General features: G+C 51.9%; 15 protein-coding genes. 12 read left to right on the forward strand and 3 right to left on the reverse strand.

Annotated elements, in window-relative coordinates; all coding sequences use genetic code 11:
• Nucleotides 1–91: 91 nt before the first annotated feature.
• Nucleotides 92–2,620: an HWE histidine kinase domain-containing protein gene (locus C1752_RS18455; protein ID WP_110987536.1), complete on the reverse strand. Its 2,529-nt coding sequence runs from the start codon at nt 2,618–2,620 to the stop codon at nt 92–94.
• Between the two features lie 320 nt (nt 2,621–2,940).
• On the opposite strand from C1752_RS18455, the gene C1752_RS18460 reads away from it, so the two are divergent.
• Nucleotides 2,941–3,903 carry a hypothetical protein gene (locus tag C1752_RS18460; RefSeq protein WP_110987537.1) on the forward strand — a complete coding sequence of 321 codons (963 nt, stop codon included), beginning with the start codon at nt 2,941–2,943 and terminating at the stop codon, nt 3,901–3,903.
• 94 nt (nt 3,904–3,997) lie between these two features.
• Here the strand turns inward: C1752_RS18460 and C1752_RS18465 are convergent, their stop codons facing one another.
• A complete protein-coding gene (locus C1752_RS18465; protein ID WP_110987538.1) occupies nt 3,998–5,743 on the reverse strand; it encodes a fatty acyl-AMP ligase in 1,746 nt (581 codons plus the stop codon).
• 239 nt (nt 5,744–5,982) lie between these two features.
• Here C1752_RS18465 and C1752_RS18470 point away from each other — a divergent pair, with 239 nt between their 5' ends.
• The 3 genes from C1752_RS18470 (at nt 5,983) to ybiA (ending at nt 10,971) form a co-directional block, all read left to right on the forward strand.
• Nucleotides 5,983–8,475, forward strand: coding sequence for a tetratricopeptide repeat protein (locus tag C1752_RS18470; RefSeq protein ID WP_110987539.1), 2,493 nt, complete (start codon nt 5,983–5,985; stop codon nt 8,473–8,475).
• Nucleotides 8,476–8,653: 178 nt separating this feature from the next.
• Nucleotides 8,654–10,237 carry a diguanylate cyclase gene (locus C1752_RS18475; RefSeq protein ID WP_110987540.1) on the forward strand — a complete coding sequence of 528 codons (1,584 nt, stop codon included), beginning with the start codon at nt 8,654–8,656 and terminating at the stop codon, nt 10,235–10,237.
• Between the two features lie 281 nt (nt 10,238–10,518).
• On the forward strand, nt 10,519–10,971 hold the full coding sequence (gene ybiA / locus C1752_RS18480; protein ID WP_110987649.1) for a riboflavin biosynthesis intermediates N-glycosidase: 453 nt from the start codon (nt 10,519–10,521) through the stop codon (nt 10,969–10,971).
• Nucleotides 10,972–10,987: 16 nt separating this feature from the next.
• Here the strand turns inward: ybiA and C1752_RS18485 are convergent, their stop codons facing one another.
• Nucleotides 10,988–12,775: a DUF3685 domain-containing protein gene (locus C1752_RS18485; protein WP_110987541.1), complete on the reverse strand. Its 1,788-nt coding sequence runs from the start codon at nt 12,773–12,775 to the stop codon at nt 10,988–10,990.
• Nucleotides 12,776–12,874: 99 nt separating this feature from the next.
• Between C1752_RS18485 and C1752_RS18490 the strand changes: the two genes are divergently transcribed.
• The 8 genes from C1752_RS18490 (at nt 12,875) to C1752_RS18525 (ending at nt 17,974) form a co-directional block, all read left to right on the forward strand.
• A complete protein-coding gene (locus tag C1752_RS18490; RefSeq protein WP_110987542.1) occupies nt 12,875–13,582 on the forward strand; it encodes a rhomboid family intramembrane serine protease in 708 nt (235 codons plus the stop codon).
• A gap of 50 nt (nt 13,583–13,632) precedes the next feature.
• Nucleotides 13,633–14,100: a tetratricopeptide repeat protein gene (locus C1752_RS18495; protein WP_110987543.1), complete on the forward strand. Its 468-nt coding sequence runs from the start codon at nt 13,633–13,635 to the stop codon at nt 14,098–14,100.
• A gap of 14 nt (nt 14,101–14,114) precedes the next feature.
• Nucleotides 14,115–14,984 (forward strand): dihydropteroate synthase, encoded by an 870-nt coding sequence (gene folP / locus C1752_RS18500; RefSeq protein WP_110987544.1) that lies wholly within the window; start codon nt 14,115–14,117, stop codon nt 14,982–14,984.
• Nucleotides 14,985–15,020: 36 nt separating this feature from the next.
• Nucleotides 15,021–15,185: a CAB/ELIP/HLIP family chlorophyll-binding protein gene (locus C1752_RS18505; RefSeq protein WP_110987545.1), complete on the forward strand. Its 165-nt coding sequence runs from the start codon at nt 15,021–15,023 to the stop codon at nt 15,183–15,185.
• Nucleotides 15,186–15,200: 15 nt separating this feature from the next.
• The gene (locus C1752_RS18510; RefSeq protein WP_110987546.1) at nt 15,201–15,701 is read left to right on the forward strand and encodes a hypothetical protein; all 501 of its coding nucleotides are present in this window, start codon (nt 15,201–15,203) and stop codon (nt 15,699–15,701) included.
• A gap of 121 nt (nt 15,702–15,822) precedes the next feature.
• The gene (locus C1752_RS18515; protein ID WP_110987547.1) at nt 15,823–16,182 is read left to right on the forward strand and encodes a late competence development ComFB family protein; all 360 of its coding nucleotides are present in this window, start codon (nt 15,823–15,825) and stop codon (nt 16,180–16,182) included.
• Nucleotides 16,183–16,576: 394 nt separating this feature from the next.
• Nucleotides 16,577–17,191: a transcriptional repressor LexA gene (gene lexA / locus C1752_RS18520; RefSeq protein WP_110987548.1), complete on the forward strand. Its 615-nt coding sequence runs from the start codon at nt 16,577–16,579 to the stop codon at nt 17,189–17,191.
• Nucleotides 17,192–17,206: 15 nt separating this feature from the next.
• The gene (locus C1752_RS18525) at nt 17,207–17,974 is read left to right on the forward strand and encodes a cysteine hydrolase family protein (protein ID WP_110987549.1); all 768 of its coding nucleotides are present in this window, start codon (nt 17,207–17,209) and stop codon (nt 17,972–17,974) included.
• Nucleotides 17,975–18,188 lie beyond the last annotated feature (214 nt).

An 18,188-nucleotide genomic window follows, 5' to 3' on the forward strand; every position in this document is an offset into this window, starting at 1 on the left:
AAAGATCAGCCTGCGAGTCCCTGACAAAGAGAAATGCCACTCTCATTAGATGCTCAACATTGAGGACACAGCCACTTGAAAAACGCGAGATTTACTCTTCCTGCAATAGCTGCTTGAGAGTCAGAGTCAATTTCTCAATATCGATCGGTTTCTTGAGACGGGGGGCCGTAGCCAAATGTTCGGGCACCTCATATCTAGAGTCATAGCCCGTGGTAAACAAAAACGGAATCTGCCGCTCCTGCAGGGCCTCGGCAATTTCAAAGCTAACTTCATCTTTGAGATTGATATCAAGTAGCCCTAGCGTGTATTGCTCAGTTTTCAGCAGCTTGAGGGCTGCACTAACGCGCGGAGCGGTATCAATCTGTTGAAAGCCTAAGGACTGAAGCGTCGATTCTAGCTCCATTGCAATCAGCATATTGTCTTCGACGATTAAAACCTGTCCGCGTTTAGAGGGTTGTACCGATTCAACTTGTGGAGAAAGCGATTCGGACAAGCTCGCGGCATTGGCTTGCCACAACACATATTCTTTGGGAACCCACAATTCAGCTTCAACTCCGGTCGGTACAAACCGCAGCCGTGATTCGCCCTCAAATTCGTAGGCAATGGAGCGCTCAATCAAATTTCGTCCAAATCCCCGTCTTGTCGGCGCAGAGACAGATGGCCCTTGGCGCTCTCGCCAAGATAAAGCCAGCCCTCCATCTTCTTGATACCATTGAACCTCAACTTGTCCTTCAGGCACCGAAAGCGCCCCATACTTAGCCGCGTTAGTGGTCAGCTCATGAAGCACCAAAACCAACGTGGGAACGAAGTTAGCTTTCAAACCAACCGCTGGCCCCGTCAATCGCACCCGATGTTCTGACTCGGCCAGGTACGGGCGAAACTCAATTTTGAGTAGTGCATCCAGTTGAGGCCAAGTCAGTCCAGGCCCTGCGACCAAATCATGAGCTGAAGCCAACGCCGCAATGCGGCTCTCGAGCATTGATGCATATTCTTCAACAGAGGTGGCTGACTCTCTTGTCTGACGGGTGATGGAGCGAATCAAGGCCAGGATATTTTTGACGCGGTGGTTCAACTCAGCGATTAACAAATCCTGCTGCCGCTGCTGCTGCTGAGCTTCCTGTTCAATGAGATCGACTTGATTCACGGCTAAATGCAGTAGCCCTGTGCGCAGTTCTAGGGCTGCATCCATATCAGCTAAAGACCAGGGTTGGCAGTGTCCAGAAACAGATTCAATATATTCTGCAAAAGAAGCTCTGGGCTGCAGGCGAGGACCAAATTTACCTTCGACAATTTCTTTTTGAGGATTGCCTCCCCAACGAATCTGGTAAGAAATTTCATTGCGGAAGAAGACCACATAGAGATGTTCTGTACTAGAAATGACTAAGACTAAAGCGCCTGCAGTCTTGCCAAGATCTGCTTCGGGAGAGAGCGGAGTTTGCCGCAGTTGTTCAATAGGGACAATGTCGGTTGTGGACTGACAGTGATGAATCAGGTCTAAGACAGTTGAGACCGTCGGAGTATCTCCATTGGTCTCAACATGCTCATGCTCAACGACGGCTATTCCATCTGCATCCATGAGCGGACATAATTTTTCACTTAACCAAGACGCGGCCTGGGAGAATCTGAGCGTTTCTTTCGACGTCTCCAACAGATTATGGGTCGCAGAGGTGAGCCGTCTGCGATTTTGGAGCCGTTCTTCTGCAAAGGCTTGCTGCAGCTTTAGAGAAAAAAGCTGACTGAAGAGTTCGCAGGTAGAGCGCAGGTCTGGGGAGAGCAGTTTCGGACCCGCGTGATGGCAGGCAAATAAGCCCCACAGCTCTCCTTGAACCACAATGGCAAGGTTCATGCTGGCTCCGACGCCCATGTTGGTCAAGTATTCTACATGGATGGGGGAGGTACCCCGTAAGTAGGTCAGCGAAAGATCGAGGGGAGCCTCCGCTTCATCGCTCAAAATGGAGACTGGCTCGGCGGTGATATTTGCGATCGCACGTACGGGCATCTTCAGCGCCATTTCACGAACGCGCGGAGGAATATCAGAGGCCGGGTAGCGCAATCCTAAGTAAGGTTCACAGCGACTAGAGCAAGCTTCAGCCACAACTTCCCCCGCTCCATTCGGCAGGAATTGATAAGCCATAATCCGATCGAAGCCGGTCACCCAGCGCAGCGCTTGCACAGCCTTCTCCAGCATGGCTGTAGACTCAGTTTGTCCTTGCAAATGTCCCAAGATAGACTGCACGCGGGTCACAGCGCTAATGCTGCTGTTAGGATCAGCACCGCAGGGTTCCAGCTCAATAATCCAGCGATCTTCGCTGCGGTGCAGACTGATATCAAGGGGCTGGCCGGTCAGCTCATGTTTGCCGAGACGTTGACGATGGGCAGCGGGTAGACAGGCCACGTTCATGAGATCGTGGCACAGCTCAGAAGAAAAAAGCTGATCTAAAGACTGTCCTAGTATGGTCTGAGCCTCAGTCCCCAAAAAGGTCTGCAGGTTTTCTGAGGCATGAGTAATCGTTTCTAGGGAGCGATCAACCGCAATTAAGCTGCCAAAGGGCTGAATGATCCCTGGAATATGAATGGGTTCGCGATCGCAATTAGAAATCGCAAGGGCTTCTCTTTCCATGAGATAGTGACTCTCTTACTATCTACTTGCTGCCACTTACCACGCAGCAGGAATACCACCATTATCGCTGATTGAGAAATGTCAGGGCTTCCTCACTGTGACACAGAAGCTGGGGTGAATGACGGATGACAATAATCGAGGGTTCTATCTCTCAGATACCTGGTTCTCTAGTTATGCCTGGAATAGACAATACAACATAGGGTCAAAAAGAATTACGCATTTTTCAGATGAATATAATCTAGAGAAAGACAATTCCTAAAAGACTCACTAGGCAAGCGTTGTTTTCCCTGACGCTTCAAATCCTATTTAGAAAAAGTGATATGGCTTATAATTCTCCTCCAACTTTCAATTTGTTAAGTATTGGCCACAGGGGAGTCGGCAAGTCCGTTTTCTTAGCAGGCAGCTACGCTGAGCTGCAGTTTAATCAACAAATCGAATCACAACGAGGGACGTGGTTTGAGGGAGCAAATGCCCCATCACAGCAAATGCTAGATAAGCTGCTGTCTTACATGAGGCTGAAGAGTCGCTATCCGACACCCACAATGAAAATCACAGATTTTACCTTTAGGGTCGTCTCACGCTCGTTCCGTCAAGACAAAACGCTGTGCGAGTTTCGTTGGGCAGATATTCCTGGCGAAATCTGCCGTCTAGGGAACTCCGATTTTGAAGCAATGATGCTCAAATCTCATGGATGTTGCGTGTTTATCGATGCAGAGGCTCTGGTTCGAGACCCTAAATACTTGACACGATTGGAGGAAACGATCAAGCAAATCGAAGTGATCTCTTCCCTAGCCACCCAAAATAGGGTCCGTTACTTCTTTGCGTTGATATTGACGAAATGTGATCAGCTCAAGGCTGGACCTGCCACATTAGCCAAAGTCGAACAACAGTGGCAGTCGCTAACCCAGCAGCTGGTGACCACCAACGCTGTTTATCGTCGCTTCAAGTCTTCCGTTTCACTGATCACCATGAATGGCCCTGCCGTTGTGAGAGCGGAAGGCACTTCTGCCCCAATTCTGTGGCTGGTGTCAGAATTGAGTAAGGCCTATCAGAACCAGGTTCCCCAAACTCTCGGAGGGGATGTTGATCCGTCCCAAGAAGCCCACGCATTGTCATCCAATCATCCACCGGCACTGCGCTCCAAGGTCATTGCCATGCTGGCGGCACTCGGGGTTGTGGCGGGAATATGGGTTGGACTCACTCACCTTTTGTCTCAGCGGGGACCGGCAGAGAGTCCTAACATCAATGAGGAAGCTCCAGTCTCAACTGACAATGAGTTGTGAACAGAAAAAAGCCCAAGAAGGTCCGGGGCTTTGACGACATCACAGGCTAACCCAAACAGTTCTGACGGGCAATCGTTTCTGGCCTGCTTATATCTTAAGGACCGGAGTTGCTAGTTGCGATCGCATCTCCCCCACCAGCCAAAACCCTTTCTCGACAGAGATATCGCTGGATTTTACCGCTAGAGGTGCGCGGCAATCCACCGGGCTTCAATAGATAGAAGGCTGAAATGAGAAGTTCGTGGGTGGACCAAACTGCCTTGCGGAAGGTAGTAAACAGAACCTCGCTTTCCTCTGGCTGACGGCACCGCGACACCATCCGACGATCGACTTCGATCAGGGCAGTCAACTGCTCAGTTCCCTCAACTGGAACCGTAAACACAGCCGCACCGCTGATCTGAAGCTCAGGCATACAGCGATCAAGGGTTGCCTCGATATCTTGGGGGTAATAGTTTTTCCCGTTGAGGACAATGACATCCTTCAGACGTCCGGCAAAAAAGACATCTCCGTTAGCCAAAAAACCCAAATCTCCCGTGCGGAGAAAGGGACCAGAATCATTGAGGTAAGCTGCGAAAGTCTCTGCTGTCTGCTCCGGCTGTTGCCAATACCCTTGAGCAATGCTGGGTCCCGACACCCAAATCTCTCCGATCTCTGAGGCACGGCAGCACTGTTGAGTCTCGGGGTCTACAATCTTAAGCGTCTGATCAAAGAGCGATCGTCCACAGCTCACTAAGGTCTGACGGCGCGCATCCTGCGGCTGGGCCTCAACTACTTTGCTCTCGGTTAGTGCCTCAGCCTGAATTGTTTTCAAGACGGGCGGCTGTGACTTGAGCCCACCAGAGATAAACAGGGTCGCCTCCGCCATGCCGTAGCAGGGGTAGAAGGCTTCTTTCCGAAATCCACAGGGGGCAAAGGTTTTGGCAAAAGCATCCAGGGTGTCAGGGTTAATAGATTCAGCGCCGTTGAAAGCCAAGGTCCAATGGCTCAGATCCAGCGTGGCTCGCTGCTCTTCGGTAATTTTTTTAATACATAGATCATAGGCAAAATTAGGGCCACCGCTGATGGTGGCCTGTTCTCGGCTGATGGCGGCTAACCAGCGTACTGGCTTTTGAATGAACATTAAAGGCGGCATTAAGACGGCGGGTCGGCCACTATAGAGCGGCTGCAGAACGCCTCCAATCAAACCCATATCGTGATACAGCGGCAGCCAAAACACACCTTTGCTTTGTTCATTTACTTCAAAGCAGCGATGCAGCGACTTCAGGTTGTGGAGCAAATTTCCGTGACTGATTTTGACGCCCTTCGGGGTGGCCGTAGAACCAGAGGTATATTGCAGAAAGGCAAGACTATCCGATGTCAAATCAAGCGCTTTCTGGAGAGACAGCGGCGGCAGGGCATCCGTGGTTCGCCAAGTGAGCCGTTCCAGGATCGGGGCTTCTGCAATCCGGCGGTTGAGGTTTTCTAAGATTGATTCGAGGGTGAGAACAACGGTGGCGCCACTATTAGCCGCAATGGTTTCCAGACGCTCTAAAGAGCGATTCGGCCGGGGCGGATAGGCCGGAACCGCGATCATGCCTGCATAGAGACAGCCAAAAAAAGCCGCAATGTAGTCGAGTCCGGGGGGGTAAAGGAGCAGGATTCTAGCGCCAGGTTCCGTTAGGGGCTGGAGATGGGTTGCGATCGCATCTGCCCATCGATCTAAATCCGCATAGCTCCACTGGATTTTCTCGTCCTCGCCATCCACTAAAAACGTATAGGCCACCTGCTCTGGCTGACGGCTGGCCCTGTGACGAAGCAATTCCACAAGAGTCTCAACCTGAGGTGGGGATTCGAAGGGCTGCATAGAACGACTGGAGAGTGGATGACACTCTATTATCAAGCACAGGCGTCAGTAGCATGACGATAGCCCCTCCGCGAGAGACCGCTAAAATATCGGTGTATCGGTGACGAGCAAGAACGAGGGTGTGGTAATCACAACCGGGCTAGGGTTGAGTGAATCGACGCAAACCCTTAGATTTAACTAATCTTGAGCCATATCATGACAGTTGCAGGTCGGCGGTTAACCAGACAAAGGGAATTTTGATGACGCACCACAATCGACAGATTCAAGTCAGAATCTTGCAGAGCATTATTCTTCCGGTTGTGCTGTCTAGCGGCATTGTTCAAGCTCAAACATCGGCTCCGGCCCCAACCACTCAAGAACAGGACGCGATCAAGAGTCTCAATCGCAGCACGACGTTTTTTAACATCATGCTGGTGGTGCTGGCCTTGATTGCAGCCGTTGCGATCGCAGGTCTATGGCTTCTCCGCCGCGCCGTCATTCGAGAGGTCACCGAAGTTGTACAGGCTCACCTAAGAGAACTCAAGGACTTGAAGGGACAGCTTGCCCTCGCCAGCGAATCCGTCGAAAACGTCTTGCGAGAGTCAGAGGAACTCAGCAATGATTTAGGTCATGATGCCCAAGGCTTTCAGCAAGATCTGAGAACGAAAAAAGATCAGGTCTCTAAGCAGCTCACGACCTTCAACAAATCACAGCAGCAGCGGCTCACAGAGCTGGAGCAAACCCTCGAAGACGCGCGAGAAAATATTTCTCACATCGAAGAAGAAACCGAAAGTACCGCTCGTCAAATTGAAGCCAACCTCAAACAGCAGCAAGATAATTTACTCAAGAGCCTACAGCAGCAAGCCAGCGAATTCGGTCCCCGTCTCTCTGGCCTAGAGGACGACGCCCAGGGCCGCATTGATACGATTGTGCAGGCACTACAGCAGTCAGAATCAATCTTCACCAGCCAGCTTGGCGATCTGCAGGCTTCAGCCCAACGCCGCCGGGATGCTGTGCTGCAAGATTTAGAGAAAATGTCGACCAACTTCGGGCCACAGCTCTCCGCCCTTCAAAATGAGGTCCAGGTTGAGCGTGATGCGGTAATCGGTTACCTCGCAAACACGAAGGCCGACTATATTGGCCAGCTTGCCGATCTCCAGCAGGAAGCCCGCAAGCAGTGGGATCTGATTTGGCAAAACCTGAAGCAGATGGAGGCAGACTTCTCTCCTCAGCTCTCTGACTTAGAACAGCGAGCGCTGCAGAAAGCGATGCAGGAAAAAGATCAGGTACTGCAGCGGTTAGAACAGTTGGGCGGCCAGATCACCACCGAGCTATCCACGGCCCAGTCTCAGGTTTCTGGACAGGCCGACCAGACCCTGCAGGAGCTACAGCGCCTTGAGTCAGAGTTTTTAGCGAACGTCACCGAGTCCCGCGCCCGTGTCGAAACAGAAAAGAACACAACACTAGAGAGCGTAAGAACGCTACAGCAGGAAGCGGCGGCAGCACTCACCAATCTAGATGCCGATGTCCAAACCCGCAAAAACCAAACCCTGCTCGATCTCAAGAGCCTGACCGGTCAAGTCAGCAAAGAGCTGACGGATCTGCAGACCAGCCTGCAGGCCAGCCGAGATCAGTCACAGCAGGCCCTTCAACGGCTAGAATCGGGCACCACGACCCAGCTTTCGCAGCTTACGGCTGAGGCCAAGCTCCGTAAAGAGCAGATTCTGCAGCAGCTAGCGGAGATGACGCCCGCTCAGATTGCCGGAGATGCTCTCAAGGAAGTCTCAGAGCAGATCCAGAAAATCAATGAACCCTTGGAGCGGCTGCAGGCCAACCATCCTGATTTGTTCTTAGATGCTTCTGACTATGTGAGTCAGGCCCAGTCTCAATTTGATAAGGGCCAGTACGAAGAAGCGATTCGGTATCTCGATCAGGCGCTAGAGCTACAGGAGAGCAATACCGATCTTTGGTATCAGAAAGCCTTAGCCTTGGGAGAGCTGAAGGAATTTGAAGATGCGATCGCATCTCTCGATCAGGTTCTCGACCGCCAGCCAGAAAACGCTGAAATTTGGTACCAGCGCGGTCTATTTTTGCGCGAACTACGCCGGGAAGAAAGTGCCCTCGCCGCCTTCAATAAAGTCGTCAAAATGCAGCCAGAGAACGTTCGGGCCTGGATGAATCGGGGTCTGATGCTAGAGCGGCTGCAGCGCCTTGAAGAAGCCGTAGAATCCTACGACAAAGTGGTCGAATTAGAAGCCGACTCCCGCAGCGCTTGGATGAATCGGGGCTTTGCTCTCGGCATGCTCCAGCGCCACGAAGACGCCTTTGAATCCTTTGACCATGTCGTCAAGCTGAATGAAGAAGATGGGATCGCCTGGTTTAATCGTGGTTTAGCCCTAGAAACCCTGGAGCGCTACGAAGACGCCTTTGAGTCCTTTGATCAGGCCGTGAAGCTCAAAGATGACGGATACAAAGCCTGGAGCCACCGAGGACTCGCGCTGATTAAGTTAGAGCGAGACCGCGACGCCCTTGTTAGTCTCAACAAATCCCTAGAGATTCAGCCCGACTACGCCGATGCCCATTACGGTAAAGCCATCTGCTATGTTTTGCAGGGCGAAGTTGACCGGGGCTTAGAGACCCTAGAACGAGCCATCGAACTGAACCCCAGCCTTCGGGAGCAGGCCGCTGCCGACCCTGACTTCTATACTCTGCGTCGTGACGAATGGTTCCGGGAGCTAGTCGCCCAGAACTAAGCAAAAGAGAGCAGATTTCATCCGCATAGGGTCAGTGCATCGCCGGTCATAGCAAACGCTGTAGCAAATCATTGCGTTCACCGTTGACGTTTGCAACATCAAGCCTATGATAATGGTGTTCAATGCCTCCTGCAGCGATAGGTAGCTGCTCTACATTACTGGGTCATCAGAATTGCCGTTGAATATTAAGGGCCTTAGCAACCGTCGCCTCAATATTGCGCTACTGATCATGCTCGTCCTGCTAGGACCAGTCGTGGCAATTGCGACGTACAGCTTCACAGCAGCCGGTGAGCGGAACAGACTCTCGGCACAGTTCGAGAAAGACGTCGGGGAAAGCATTTTCGTCCTTGAGGCAGAGATCAAAGCCAACATTAAGGCACTCTTCGCACTACAGGCGCTCTATCACGCTTCAGACCGCGTCACTGCAGAGGAGTTTAGTGAATTTTCCAGCAGCATGCGCCAGCGCAATCCTGCCATCCACACCCTAGAGTGGATTCCCCGCGTATCTGCTGGTGAGCGCTTTGGTCATGAAGCCCGAGGCCGACGGCGATCAGACTTAGAAACCTATGAGATTACTGAACGGAATGAAGACGGCGAACTCGTCCGGGCAAAAGAGCGCAAAACTTACTTCCCGGTCTACTTGATTGAGCCATCAGTAGGGAACGAATCAGCAATCGGGTTTGACCTCGCCTCTAATCCCAACCGCCGAACGGCCCTCATTGAAGCGATGGCTTCCGATAAGCTCACGGTTACAGATCCCATTACGGTGGATCCCAAAGAACCCTCTAAAGCATTTCTTGCCTTTGTCCCGGTTTATACCCAGGAAGCAAAGACCTTTCCAGAGCGTTGGAATAATTTAGAAGGGTTTGTACTTGGCATTTTTCGCATTAATGAGCTGCTGCAGGAGTCTCTATTGGCCGACCGCCGCCACTCAGAGACCATGGCGTACCGGCTAGTCGATCCTGAGGCGGCCAGTGAACCTTTAGAGCTATATCGTTCACAGCCAAAGATTTCCCCCCTCCGCAAGCCGGATCTTTCACGACGAGCCGTCATTTCCCTCGGGCCGCAGAAATGGGAACTTTATATCCATGCAACTCCGGCCTACCTTTCAACCTACGGAAGGCGGCAGCCGCTGATTCTCAGCATCAGTATTTTTCTGATTTGGGAGCTGCTGGTGGGTGCGATCGCAATTCTACTCAAGCGCTCTATCGACCTTGAGAAGCTGGCTCGTCTGGACTCCCTCACGGGCCTCTCAAATCGCCGCTATTTCACAGAAACGATTCGCAAAGAATGGGAACGGGCCAAACGCCAGGAGCATCCTATCTCAGTGATTATGGTGGATGTTGACTATTTCAAGCACTACAACGACAGCTACGGTCACCGCGCCGGGGATGAGTGTCTACAGAGAATTGCTGCAGCTTTGAAAACCGCAGCTTCTAGGGCCACAGATATGATCTGTCGCTACGGCGGTGAGGAGTTCGTCATTCTCTTGCCTAACGTTGGTGCCCAGGGGACAACAACGGTGGCCCACAAGCTGCAGAACCAGATTAAAGCCCTAGCGATTCCCCATAAGACATCAAATGTGTCGAAGCGGGTCACCGTTAGCATTGGCTGTGCCACTCAGACGAACATCAAGACATCAAGCTGGGAATATTTGGTCGCCCGCGCTGATGCAGCCATGTACCAAGCCAAGCAAAAGGGCCGCAACCAGATTGCCCAAGGCAAGGTTGAAACATCATCCAGTGCTGAATCACAGCGTTAACCCTTTTCTGGGCACATCAATTTCAAGCGGACATGCGCAATCACAGGTGGTGCGCGGGCACTCTAGACATAGGTGCTTCTGGAGGTCGCAGCACTAGCTGCTCCCACCTTTGCGAAGTTGCGACCTTCTGGGCACCGTTCAGTAAACCCTCAAGGTTTCTCTTAAAGTCTCTCTTTGGCAATGATGCCTAAAGGCGGGGGACATTGTTACAGTCAGAAATCTTGGGGGATTACTCCAATGCTGGCATCATAGAAGATGGTCTCAAGTTAGCTGGCGAGAGGATGACCATCTTTTTCTATAAGGTCACTGATCCCTACGGGTGCTTCTCCAATTTCTCGCTGCACAGCGTTCATCTGCAGGGGCACGATTGGCCCACATCAGAGCATTTCTATCAGGCGCAAAAGTATCGGGATGTTGATCAAGCACTTTGCGATCGCATCAGACAAACCCCCACGCCAGAAGAGGCAGCAGCCCTCGGTCGCGGATCCCAGGTACCACTGCGCCCAGACTGGGAAAAGATTAAGCCCAAGATCATGTACGAAGTAGTCCGAGAGAAGTTTTCGACCCATGCCGATATCCGAGCCATTTTGTTAGCTACAGGTGAAGAATTGATCGTGGAAGATTCACCCAGAGATGCCTACTGGGGATGTGGTTTAGACGGTACGGGACAGAATCAACTGGGGAAAGTTTTGATGCAGGTCCGTCAAGAATTGCGAGCCAAGACGGCAACCTAACGGTCTGCCTTCTGTACTATTCTTCAGATTGGCTGCGTCGCCCTAAATCTTGCCAAGTGCTGCCCACGCCCTGCAAAATGCCGCGACCAATCAGTCCTAAACCACGCCCCACAACCTGAGTTAAGACGTATACAACACCTCGGCCTACAACGGTGAAGGTGGCCTGCAGAGGAGGTGCGATCGCATCTCTCGTCTCCAGCGCCAGAGTCACTATAAACGGCAGTCCCGAAAGCTTCTGCAGTTCTGCATCACGGGTCGCATAGATTTCCGCTTTTCTTAGCCCCGTCTCTCCCAACACAATTAGCGGGAACTGACTTTCAAACATATTCTTCGGTTCATACACCATCCGCCGCAGCCGATACTTCCAGGACAGCGCATTGCGGAACCGCTCAATGTCGCGGGTCGATAAAAGTCGTCGATCATAAAAGCGCTGCTTAATCACCTCAGTGGTGGCAAAGTGATTGAGCAGCGGCTGCATCACTGCATTGGCAAGCTGCACCAGCAGATTTTCTAGCAAAGCCTGGGCCTGGAACATCGCTTCAGGCGACCCCACCGCACAGGGACCGTTATTGACCAGCAAAGGGATCTGAAACAGCAGGTGGTTCAGTAGCTCCGTCACCTGAGGAATCGGGTCCAAAATCTCGCGGATCACCAGCTCCCGATCTTCGAGTAGGGTACTCACCATTTCCACCTCTGCCGCATCGGCCTGAGGTAAAGTCAAATACTTGCCAAAGTAATCCGTAATTGTGGCCTGCCAGAGATCGATTAGAAGATGCGATCTCTTCTCTAGTAGCTGTACTTGGGACACCTGCGAAAACCTAAGGTCATCGAGCAGATCCTCAAACCGCTTCAAAATCAGCACAAACAGCTCTTGTTTCTTTGGCCGATTGAGAATATCAATCTCTAACGGATCTCGGGTTTGATTCTCCAGGCTCGTAGATAGCTTGGCAAAAACGCCATCCAGAAGCAGGGTCTTGATCGTATCGAATTGCGGATTCGGCAAAGCGTTAAGATCACGACGCGCGAGGGGCGCATCACTCTTCGGCGACACCGGAGACTTCACCGTCGGCGGAGGCTGCTGCGGCTTAGCCACCGGAAGGCGACGAACCACCCACTGAGCCGCCCGCACTTCCCGTTCACGTCCGGTCAGAACCTGGCGCTCTAACCAAGACAAATTTGGGTTGCGAAGCTGATTTTCAAGATCTGTGAGGCGGGTCGATATTTGCTTTAAGCCAGAGGTGCGAGCAGACTGTCGAAGACTGGCAAAGGCACTCCAGCGCTTTTTCTCAGCCGGAGTCGGGGCAGAAACCATCGCCAACTGAGCGATCGCACTCGGCTCCCAACTTGTCTCTCCGGTCAGAATTGCTTGCATAACCTCCACTAGCTTTTCCAAGGGCGTTCCCTTCAGCCAATAGCCTTCAATGCCAAGCTGACGGACCTCTCTTAGCCCGGTCAGTTGGGCCGTCAAAATTAAGATCGGCAGCGTTGGGTAACGAGATCGCAGTTGCTCACAGAGCAAGGTGCCTGCATCCTGCTCAAGATTGAGGTCTAAGACCACGAGATTGACTCGCCCTAGCATCGGTTCATCCATCCTCGATGGATCCCAACGAAGTGAATCATCGAGGATGAGCTGTGGCAAAAGTTCAAAGACACTGCGCGGACTCGCCGCTTCAGCCACCACCTCCACCTGTGGGAACGACGCTAACCCCGTTTTAAATCCCAATCGAAAAACTGGGTCAGAGTCCACCAGCAAAAGCTGAAAACTCTGGTCTAAGCTGGATTGGAGATTGGGCAGAGAATCCATGGTGATCGGCTAGCGGGTTAAGCCCATATCAATCGGCAGATAGAGCATGCTTAGCTGAGGATAGTGTACTTTTAGAAAGTTGGGTAGAAAAATACTGCCGTGGTCCCTCTGAACGATAACAATCCCACGCGGACGGTGCCCTATGTCACCTACGTGTTTATTGCTCTCAATGTCTCAATTTTTCTGTACGAAGCCAGCCTTGGCCCTAATCTTGAGGCTTTTTTTCGTACCTGGGCCGTCATTCCCCGCGCACTAACCTTCAGCTTTGCCGGTGAACCCACAGGACTCCCTGTTGCCCCCCCCCTCACGTTAATTACATCACAGTTCCTCCATGGTGGACTGCTGCACTTGGGGGGCAACATGCTGTTCCTATGGATCTTCGGCAATAATGTTGAAGATAAGCTAGGGCATATTAAGTTCGTGCTGTTTTACCTGACCTGCGGAGTCTTGGCTGCCTTGTCTCAGTGGTACTTCAGCATGGATTCTCTTGTTCCGTCTCTAGGTGCCAGTGGTGCGATTGCAGGGGTGATGGGCGCCTACATTCTGCGGTTTCCCCGCGCTGAAATCACGACACTGATTCCCCTGGGTATTTTCCCCTGGACCGTGAGGATTCCGGCCGTCTTTTTCTTGGGGTTTTGGTTTGTGCAGCAGACCTTCAGCGGCCTGATGAGTCTTGAAGCGCCGATGGATGTTACCAGCGGCGGCGGCGGAATCGCCTACTGGGCCCATGCCGGAGGTTTTCTCTTTGGAGCCGTATTAGGCCCGGTTCTGGGTCTGTTCGCAGATCGATCTGAAGAAATTTATTAACCTAATCTCATTGCTAGATGAGACGCTTTTACCCCTGCAGAGATTGCTTAATGGACAATGCCACCACGAGTCGCCTGTTAGAAAATCTCAAGAATTCAGATCCTCAGGTCCGCGACCAAGCCACTCACGAACTGTGGGAAAGCTGGTTCTGGCAGAAAGGGTTGAGCGGACTCAAGCGACTACAGCGAAGTCAGGACTTGCTAGATGCGGGCAAGCTTGAAGCCGCGAAATCAATTTTGAATGATTTGATAGAGCGCCAGCCAGACTTTGCCGAAGCGTGGAATCGACGAGCGGTACTTCACTACACCCAAAAAAACTTCGATCAGGCTCGCCAAGACTGTGAAGCCGTGCTGAATTTGGTGCCGTTCCATTTCGGGGCGCTGCATGGCATGGGGTTGTGCTACGCATCTTTAGGGAAATATCGAGAAGCAATCCACGCCTTTAAAGCTGCACTGGATGTTCAGCCGCATGCTTTGATCAATCAAAAGCTGCTGCTAGAGTGCTCAACAAAGCTGTAGCTTCCCTTATCGATATGACTGCACTAAAGCCCTGGGTTCTTCGCGATCGCAACTTTATTTGGGGCCAAAGAACCTACCTGATGGGGATTTTGAACGTCACGCCTGATAGCTTTAGCGATGGCGGCCAGTTTAATTCCGTTGAAGCGGCTCTAAAGCAGGCAAAGGATCTTGCAGCGGTTGTCGATATTATTGATATCGGCGGCCAGTCCACTCGCCCTCAGGCGGTTGAGATTGATCTAAAGACAGAATTAGAACGCGTCATTCCCGTAGTCGAGGCGGTTCGCAAAGAGCTAACGATTCCGATTTCTATTGATACGACTCGAGCGGAGGTGGCTAGGGTTGCGATCGCATCCGGGGCCGACCTGATCAACGATGTCTCTGGGGGCACCTACGACTCGCAAATGTTTGCCACTGCAGCTCAGCTCAAAGTGCCCATCATCCTGATGCATTTGCGGGGCACCTCCCAAACCATGCAGCAGCTTACCGACTACAACGATCTGCTCAGCGATATCAGCAAGGCCCTAGAACAGCAGATTGCCGCTGCGGTTGAAGCAGGCGTTGATCGCTCAGCTATCGCATTGGATCCCGGCATCGGCTTTGCCAAAACTGGCCCTCAAAACATAGAGATTCTTCGGCGTCTCCAAGATTTTCAACGCCTCGGATGTCCCATACTGGTTGGCCCTTCTCGTAAAAGCTTTATTGGCCATATCCTCGACAAAGATAGTCCCCAAGAGCGAGTGTGGGGCACCGCCGCCGCCTGCTGCAGTGCCATTGCCGGCCGAGCTGACATTCTGCGCATCCATGACGGTGCCGAGATAGCAGATGTCTGTCGCGTCGCAGATGCAATTTGGCGAACGTCACCGGAAGAGTCTTTGTTACAATAGTTAAAGTTTTTTAATCAAACCCTACTTTCATCAGCTATGACTGAACCCAGCCGCATCCCCAAAGTGTCCCAATCTCGCTTTGGCTTCAATCGATTCGTTGAACGTCTCAATTCTCGGGTTGCCATGATGGCCTTTATCGGTGCTATCGTGCTAGAAATCGTAACCGGACAGGGCGTGCTAACCTGGCTGGGACTGCGCTAGAAGGGACAATCAACCATGCTGAAGAGTCTGACATTGGGGGCAGCGCTGTTATTGACGTGGGCACCCAGCCAGCCAGCGGCAGAAGCTTCAACAGCTTTGCTCAGGCAAGAGCAGCCCTTGCAGCTTGCCAAAAAGAAGAAAAAACCTGCTGACGTCGTGGTAATCGAGGCTGAAGTCACAGAAGAAGACATTGCCGGAACGCAGTATTACACGTTGTCAGGCAGCTTGAAGAATCGATCCGATGAGCCTGTGTTGAACCCACTGGTGTATTACGAAGTGTACGCAGAAGATACCGAGCAGATTGTAGCGGGCGGGTCGCTCTTGGTGCAGCCGTCCGTGATCCCAGGGAACGGGGAAGCCACGTTTAAAACCGACCTCAATTTCGGGGGGCGGGTCAGGATCACCCTCGTTCAATGGTTGACCCGTGAACGCGAGCCCAAGTCAAACGACCAGCGAGAGTTTTTCCCAAAAATTACGGATGACACTTCTGCAGACATTCCTGCAGAGGAAAAATAAACGCCACAGGAACTTAATTCTGTGAACCGTAAAATTACGGAGGTCGCTCCCCTATCTCTAGACGATACTGGTATTTAGACAAAATTTGCAGTACCAGCGTCGAAGAACAGGGAGCGCCAGAGTGTCATTTTATCAACCTCAAACCTACACCAATGTCACGGAAATATTGGTGAAAGCAGAGGTTCAGAAACAAACGGCAAATTTCAATGCGGATTGGGCTGAACACATGAGCATTCATGAGGTGATTGCCTACGCACTCAATCGATTACCGTCCAGATATGCCACCAGTCAAGAAGGGTTCTATCGACTCAAGCAGCTTGTTGAGCAGAAAATAGGACCACAAATACAGGCAGTGGTTGCCCAAGCACTCAAGGTTGTAAACGATCAGCCAACGCGTTTGACAACCCCCCTACGTCCGCTAGAGGAGATTGCGGCTGAGGAGGAAATTGCCAAGCTGGCACTGGATGCTTTGAGTGTCTAGAGTCAGATTGCTTGCTCAAGACTGCCGGGACAGCATCTTTTGAACCACAGCTTGGTGCAAAAGATGCGACCATCTCGGGTCCAACCTCCGAGAAGAGAGCGGAGTCCGATAGCCGTCCGCTCCCTATGTCAGCAGCCATCGTCTTGAAACAGGCCCATGCTCTAGATCCCTGACGGCATCAACAAACAACGTTGCCAACCAGCGCTAGCCGCCGGGAATTCTGCTATCTCTAGCTTCATCTCAGTGAACGCAGCCTAACCAGGCAACACTTCTGACCGGGCATCGCAATAGAATGTGATAATATAGTACAGGTGTTCCAGAGCCTCTAAGCGCTGAGCCGCGCTGTAGCTGGGCATCCTGGTATTTATATTTAGTCTAGGTTCTAGCATTCATCATGGCCTCTCTTACAACAGTGCAGCGGGAATTGTTTGATTGGCTGGTGGAGTACATTAGCCAACATCAACACTCGCCCTCCATTCGTCAGATGATGGAGGCTATGCGCCTCAAGTCTCCGGCCCCCGTCCAAAGTCGCCTCGACCATCTGCGAAAAAAGGGCTACGTTGACTGGGAAGACGGACAGGCGAGGACGCTGCGGATTGTTCATCCTGATTTTGTCTCGTCAGAGTCGGTGCCGGTTTTAGGTGCGATTGCAGCCGGGGGACTGATCGAAGCCTTCACTGAAGCTGACGAACACCTCGATCTCAGCCAAAGCCTTTTTGCAACAAACTGCTATGCCTTACGCGTCAACGGCGACAGCATGATCGATGCCCACATCGCCGACGGCGATCTGGTGGTCATGCAGCCCGTTAACGAACCGAGAAATCTCAAAAACGGCACGATTGTGGCAGCTCAAGTGGAGGGCGAAGGCACAACGCTGAAGCGCTTTTATCTCAAAGGCCAGCAGATCACGCTAGAAGCTGCCAATACCGCCTATGAGCCGATCAAAGTCCCTGCCCATCGCGTTAGCGTACAGGGATCGCTAGTGGGTGTTTGGCGAGACTATATCTAACTCGAATAGAAAGCTATGCCGAAACATTCGTTAGGATTGCCTGCTAACTCTTGGCTTGTCGATGAACAAAGTGTCGATATTACCCGCTCTCCCTTAACGCCACGTCCGGTTTCTTTGACCACTCAAACGAAGCAGTTGCGGCTGGACCTCACAAAGTCAGCACTAGTCGTAATTGATATGCAAAATGACTTCTGCCATCCCGACGGTTGGCTGGCTCACATTGGCGTTGATGTCACCCCTGCCCGTCAGCCGATTCAGCCACTGCAAAGCCTTTTACCTCAGCTTCGTGCAGTTTCGATGCCAATTCTGTGGGTGAACTGGGGCAATCGCCCCGATTTGCTCAACATTAGTGCCGGTCTACGCCACGTTTACAATCCTTCGGGGACTGGCGTGGGCCTTGGAGATCCGCTGCCGAAGAATCAGGCCCCGGTATTGCAGAAAGGGAGCTGGGCAGCAGCCGTGGTAGATGAGCTACAGCCACAGCCGGAGGATGTTCAGGTTGATAAATTTCGCATGAGCGGTTTTTGGGATACGCCTTTAGACAGTATCTTGCGCAATCTAGGGCTAACAACGCTTTTCTTTAGTGGCGTCAATGCCGATCAGTGTGTGATGGCCACGCTCCAAGATGCCAACTTTTTGGGTTACGACTGTATTTTGCTGGCCGACTGTACGGCAACGACTTCACCGGACTATTGCTGGCAGGCAACGGTGTATAACGTCAACCAGTGTTTTGGGTTTGTGAGTGATTCTGGAGAGCTGTTGCGATCGCTCTCAGAAGTGTAACTCGCCCGAGCGTGGGTGATCGCTTAGCTCCTCTTTTGTTCACTGCAAAGATCCGTCATATTGCCTGTCTACAGTTAGCTCCCTAAGATAAGCCGCATTCCGATGTTGCGATTTCTGTTGTTGCTTTAGGTGAATCGTTCATGTCAAGAGTCTAAAAGCCAGCATAAAGTAGAGAATATAGCTGGGCGCAAAATTTTTCCCTGCGCCTATTGTA

This window comes from Acaryochloris thomasi RCC1774, assembly GCF_003231495.1.
Classification (GTDB): Bacteria; Cyanobacteriota; Cyanobacteriia; order Thermosynechococcales; family Thermosynechococcaceae; genus RCC1774.

What these genes read in the sequence shown, in the direction of transcription:
- C1752_RS18455 (WP_110987536.1), bottom strand. Translation starts at nt 2,620, where the DNA reads ATGGAAAGAGAAGCCCTTGCGATTTCTAATTGCGATCGCGAACCCATT.
- C1752_RS18460 (WP_110987537.1), top strand. Translation starts at nt 2,941, where the DNA reads ATGGCTTATAATTCTCCTCCAACTTTCAATTTGTTAAGTATTGGCCAC.
- C1752_RS18465 (WP_110987538.1), bottom strand. Translation starts at nt 5,743, where the DNA reads ATGCAGCCCTTCGAATCCCCACCTCAGGTTGAGACTCTTGTGGAATTG.
- C1752_RS18470 (WP_110987539.1), top strand. Translation starts at nt 5,983, where the DNA reads ATGACGCACCACAATCGACAGATTCAAGTCAGAATCTTGCAGAGCATT.
- ybiA (WP_110987649.1), top strand. Translation starts at nt 10,519, where the DNA reads ATGACCATCTTTTTCTATAAGGTCACTGATCCCTACGGGTGCTTCTCC.
- C1752_RS18485 (WP_110987541.1), bottom strand. Translation starts at nt 12,775, where the DNA reads ATGGATTCTCTGCCCAATCTCCAATCCAGCTTAGACCAGAGTTTTCAG.
- C1752_RS18495 (WP_110987543.1), top strand. Translation starts at nt 13,633, where the DNA reads ATGGACAATGCCACCACGAGTCGCCTGTTAGAAAATCTCAAGAATTCA.
- folP (WP_110987544.1), top strand. Translation starts at nt 14,115, where the DNA reads ATGACTGCACTAAAGCCCTGGGTTCTTCGCGATCGCAACTTTATTTGG.
- C1752_RS18505 (WP_110987545.1), top strand. Translation starts at nt 15,021, where the DNA reads ATGACTGAACCCAGCCGCATCCCCAAAGTGTCCCAATCTCGCTTTGGC.
- C1752_RS18510 (WP_110987546.1), top strand. Translation starts at nt 15,201, where the DNA reads ATGCTGAAGAGTCTGACATTGGGGGCAGCGCTGTTATTGACGTGGGCA.
- lexA (WP_110987548.1), top strand. Translation starts at nt 16,577, where the DNA reads ATGGCCTCTCTTACAACAGTGCAGCGGGAATTGTTTGATTGGCTGGTG.
- C1752_RS18525 (WP_110987549.1), top strand. Translation starts at nt 17,207, where the DNA reads ATGCCGAAACATTCGTTAGGATTGCCTGCTAACTCTTGGCTTGTCGAT.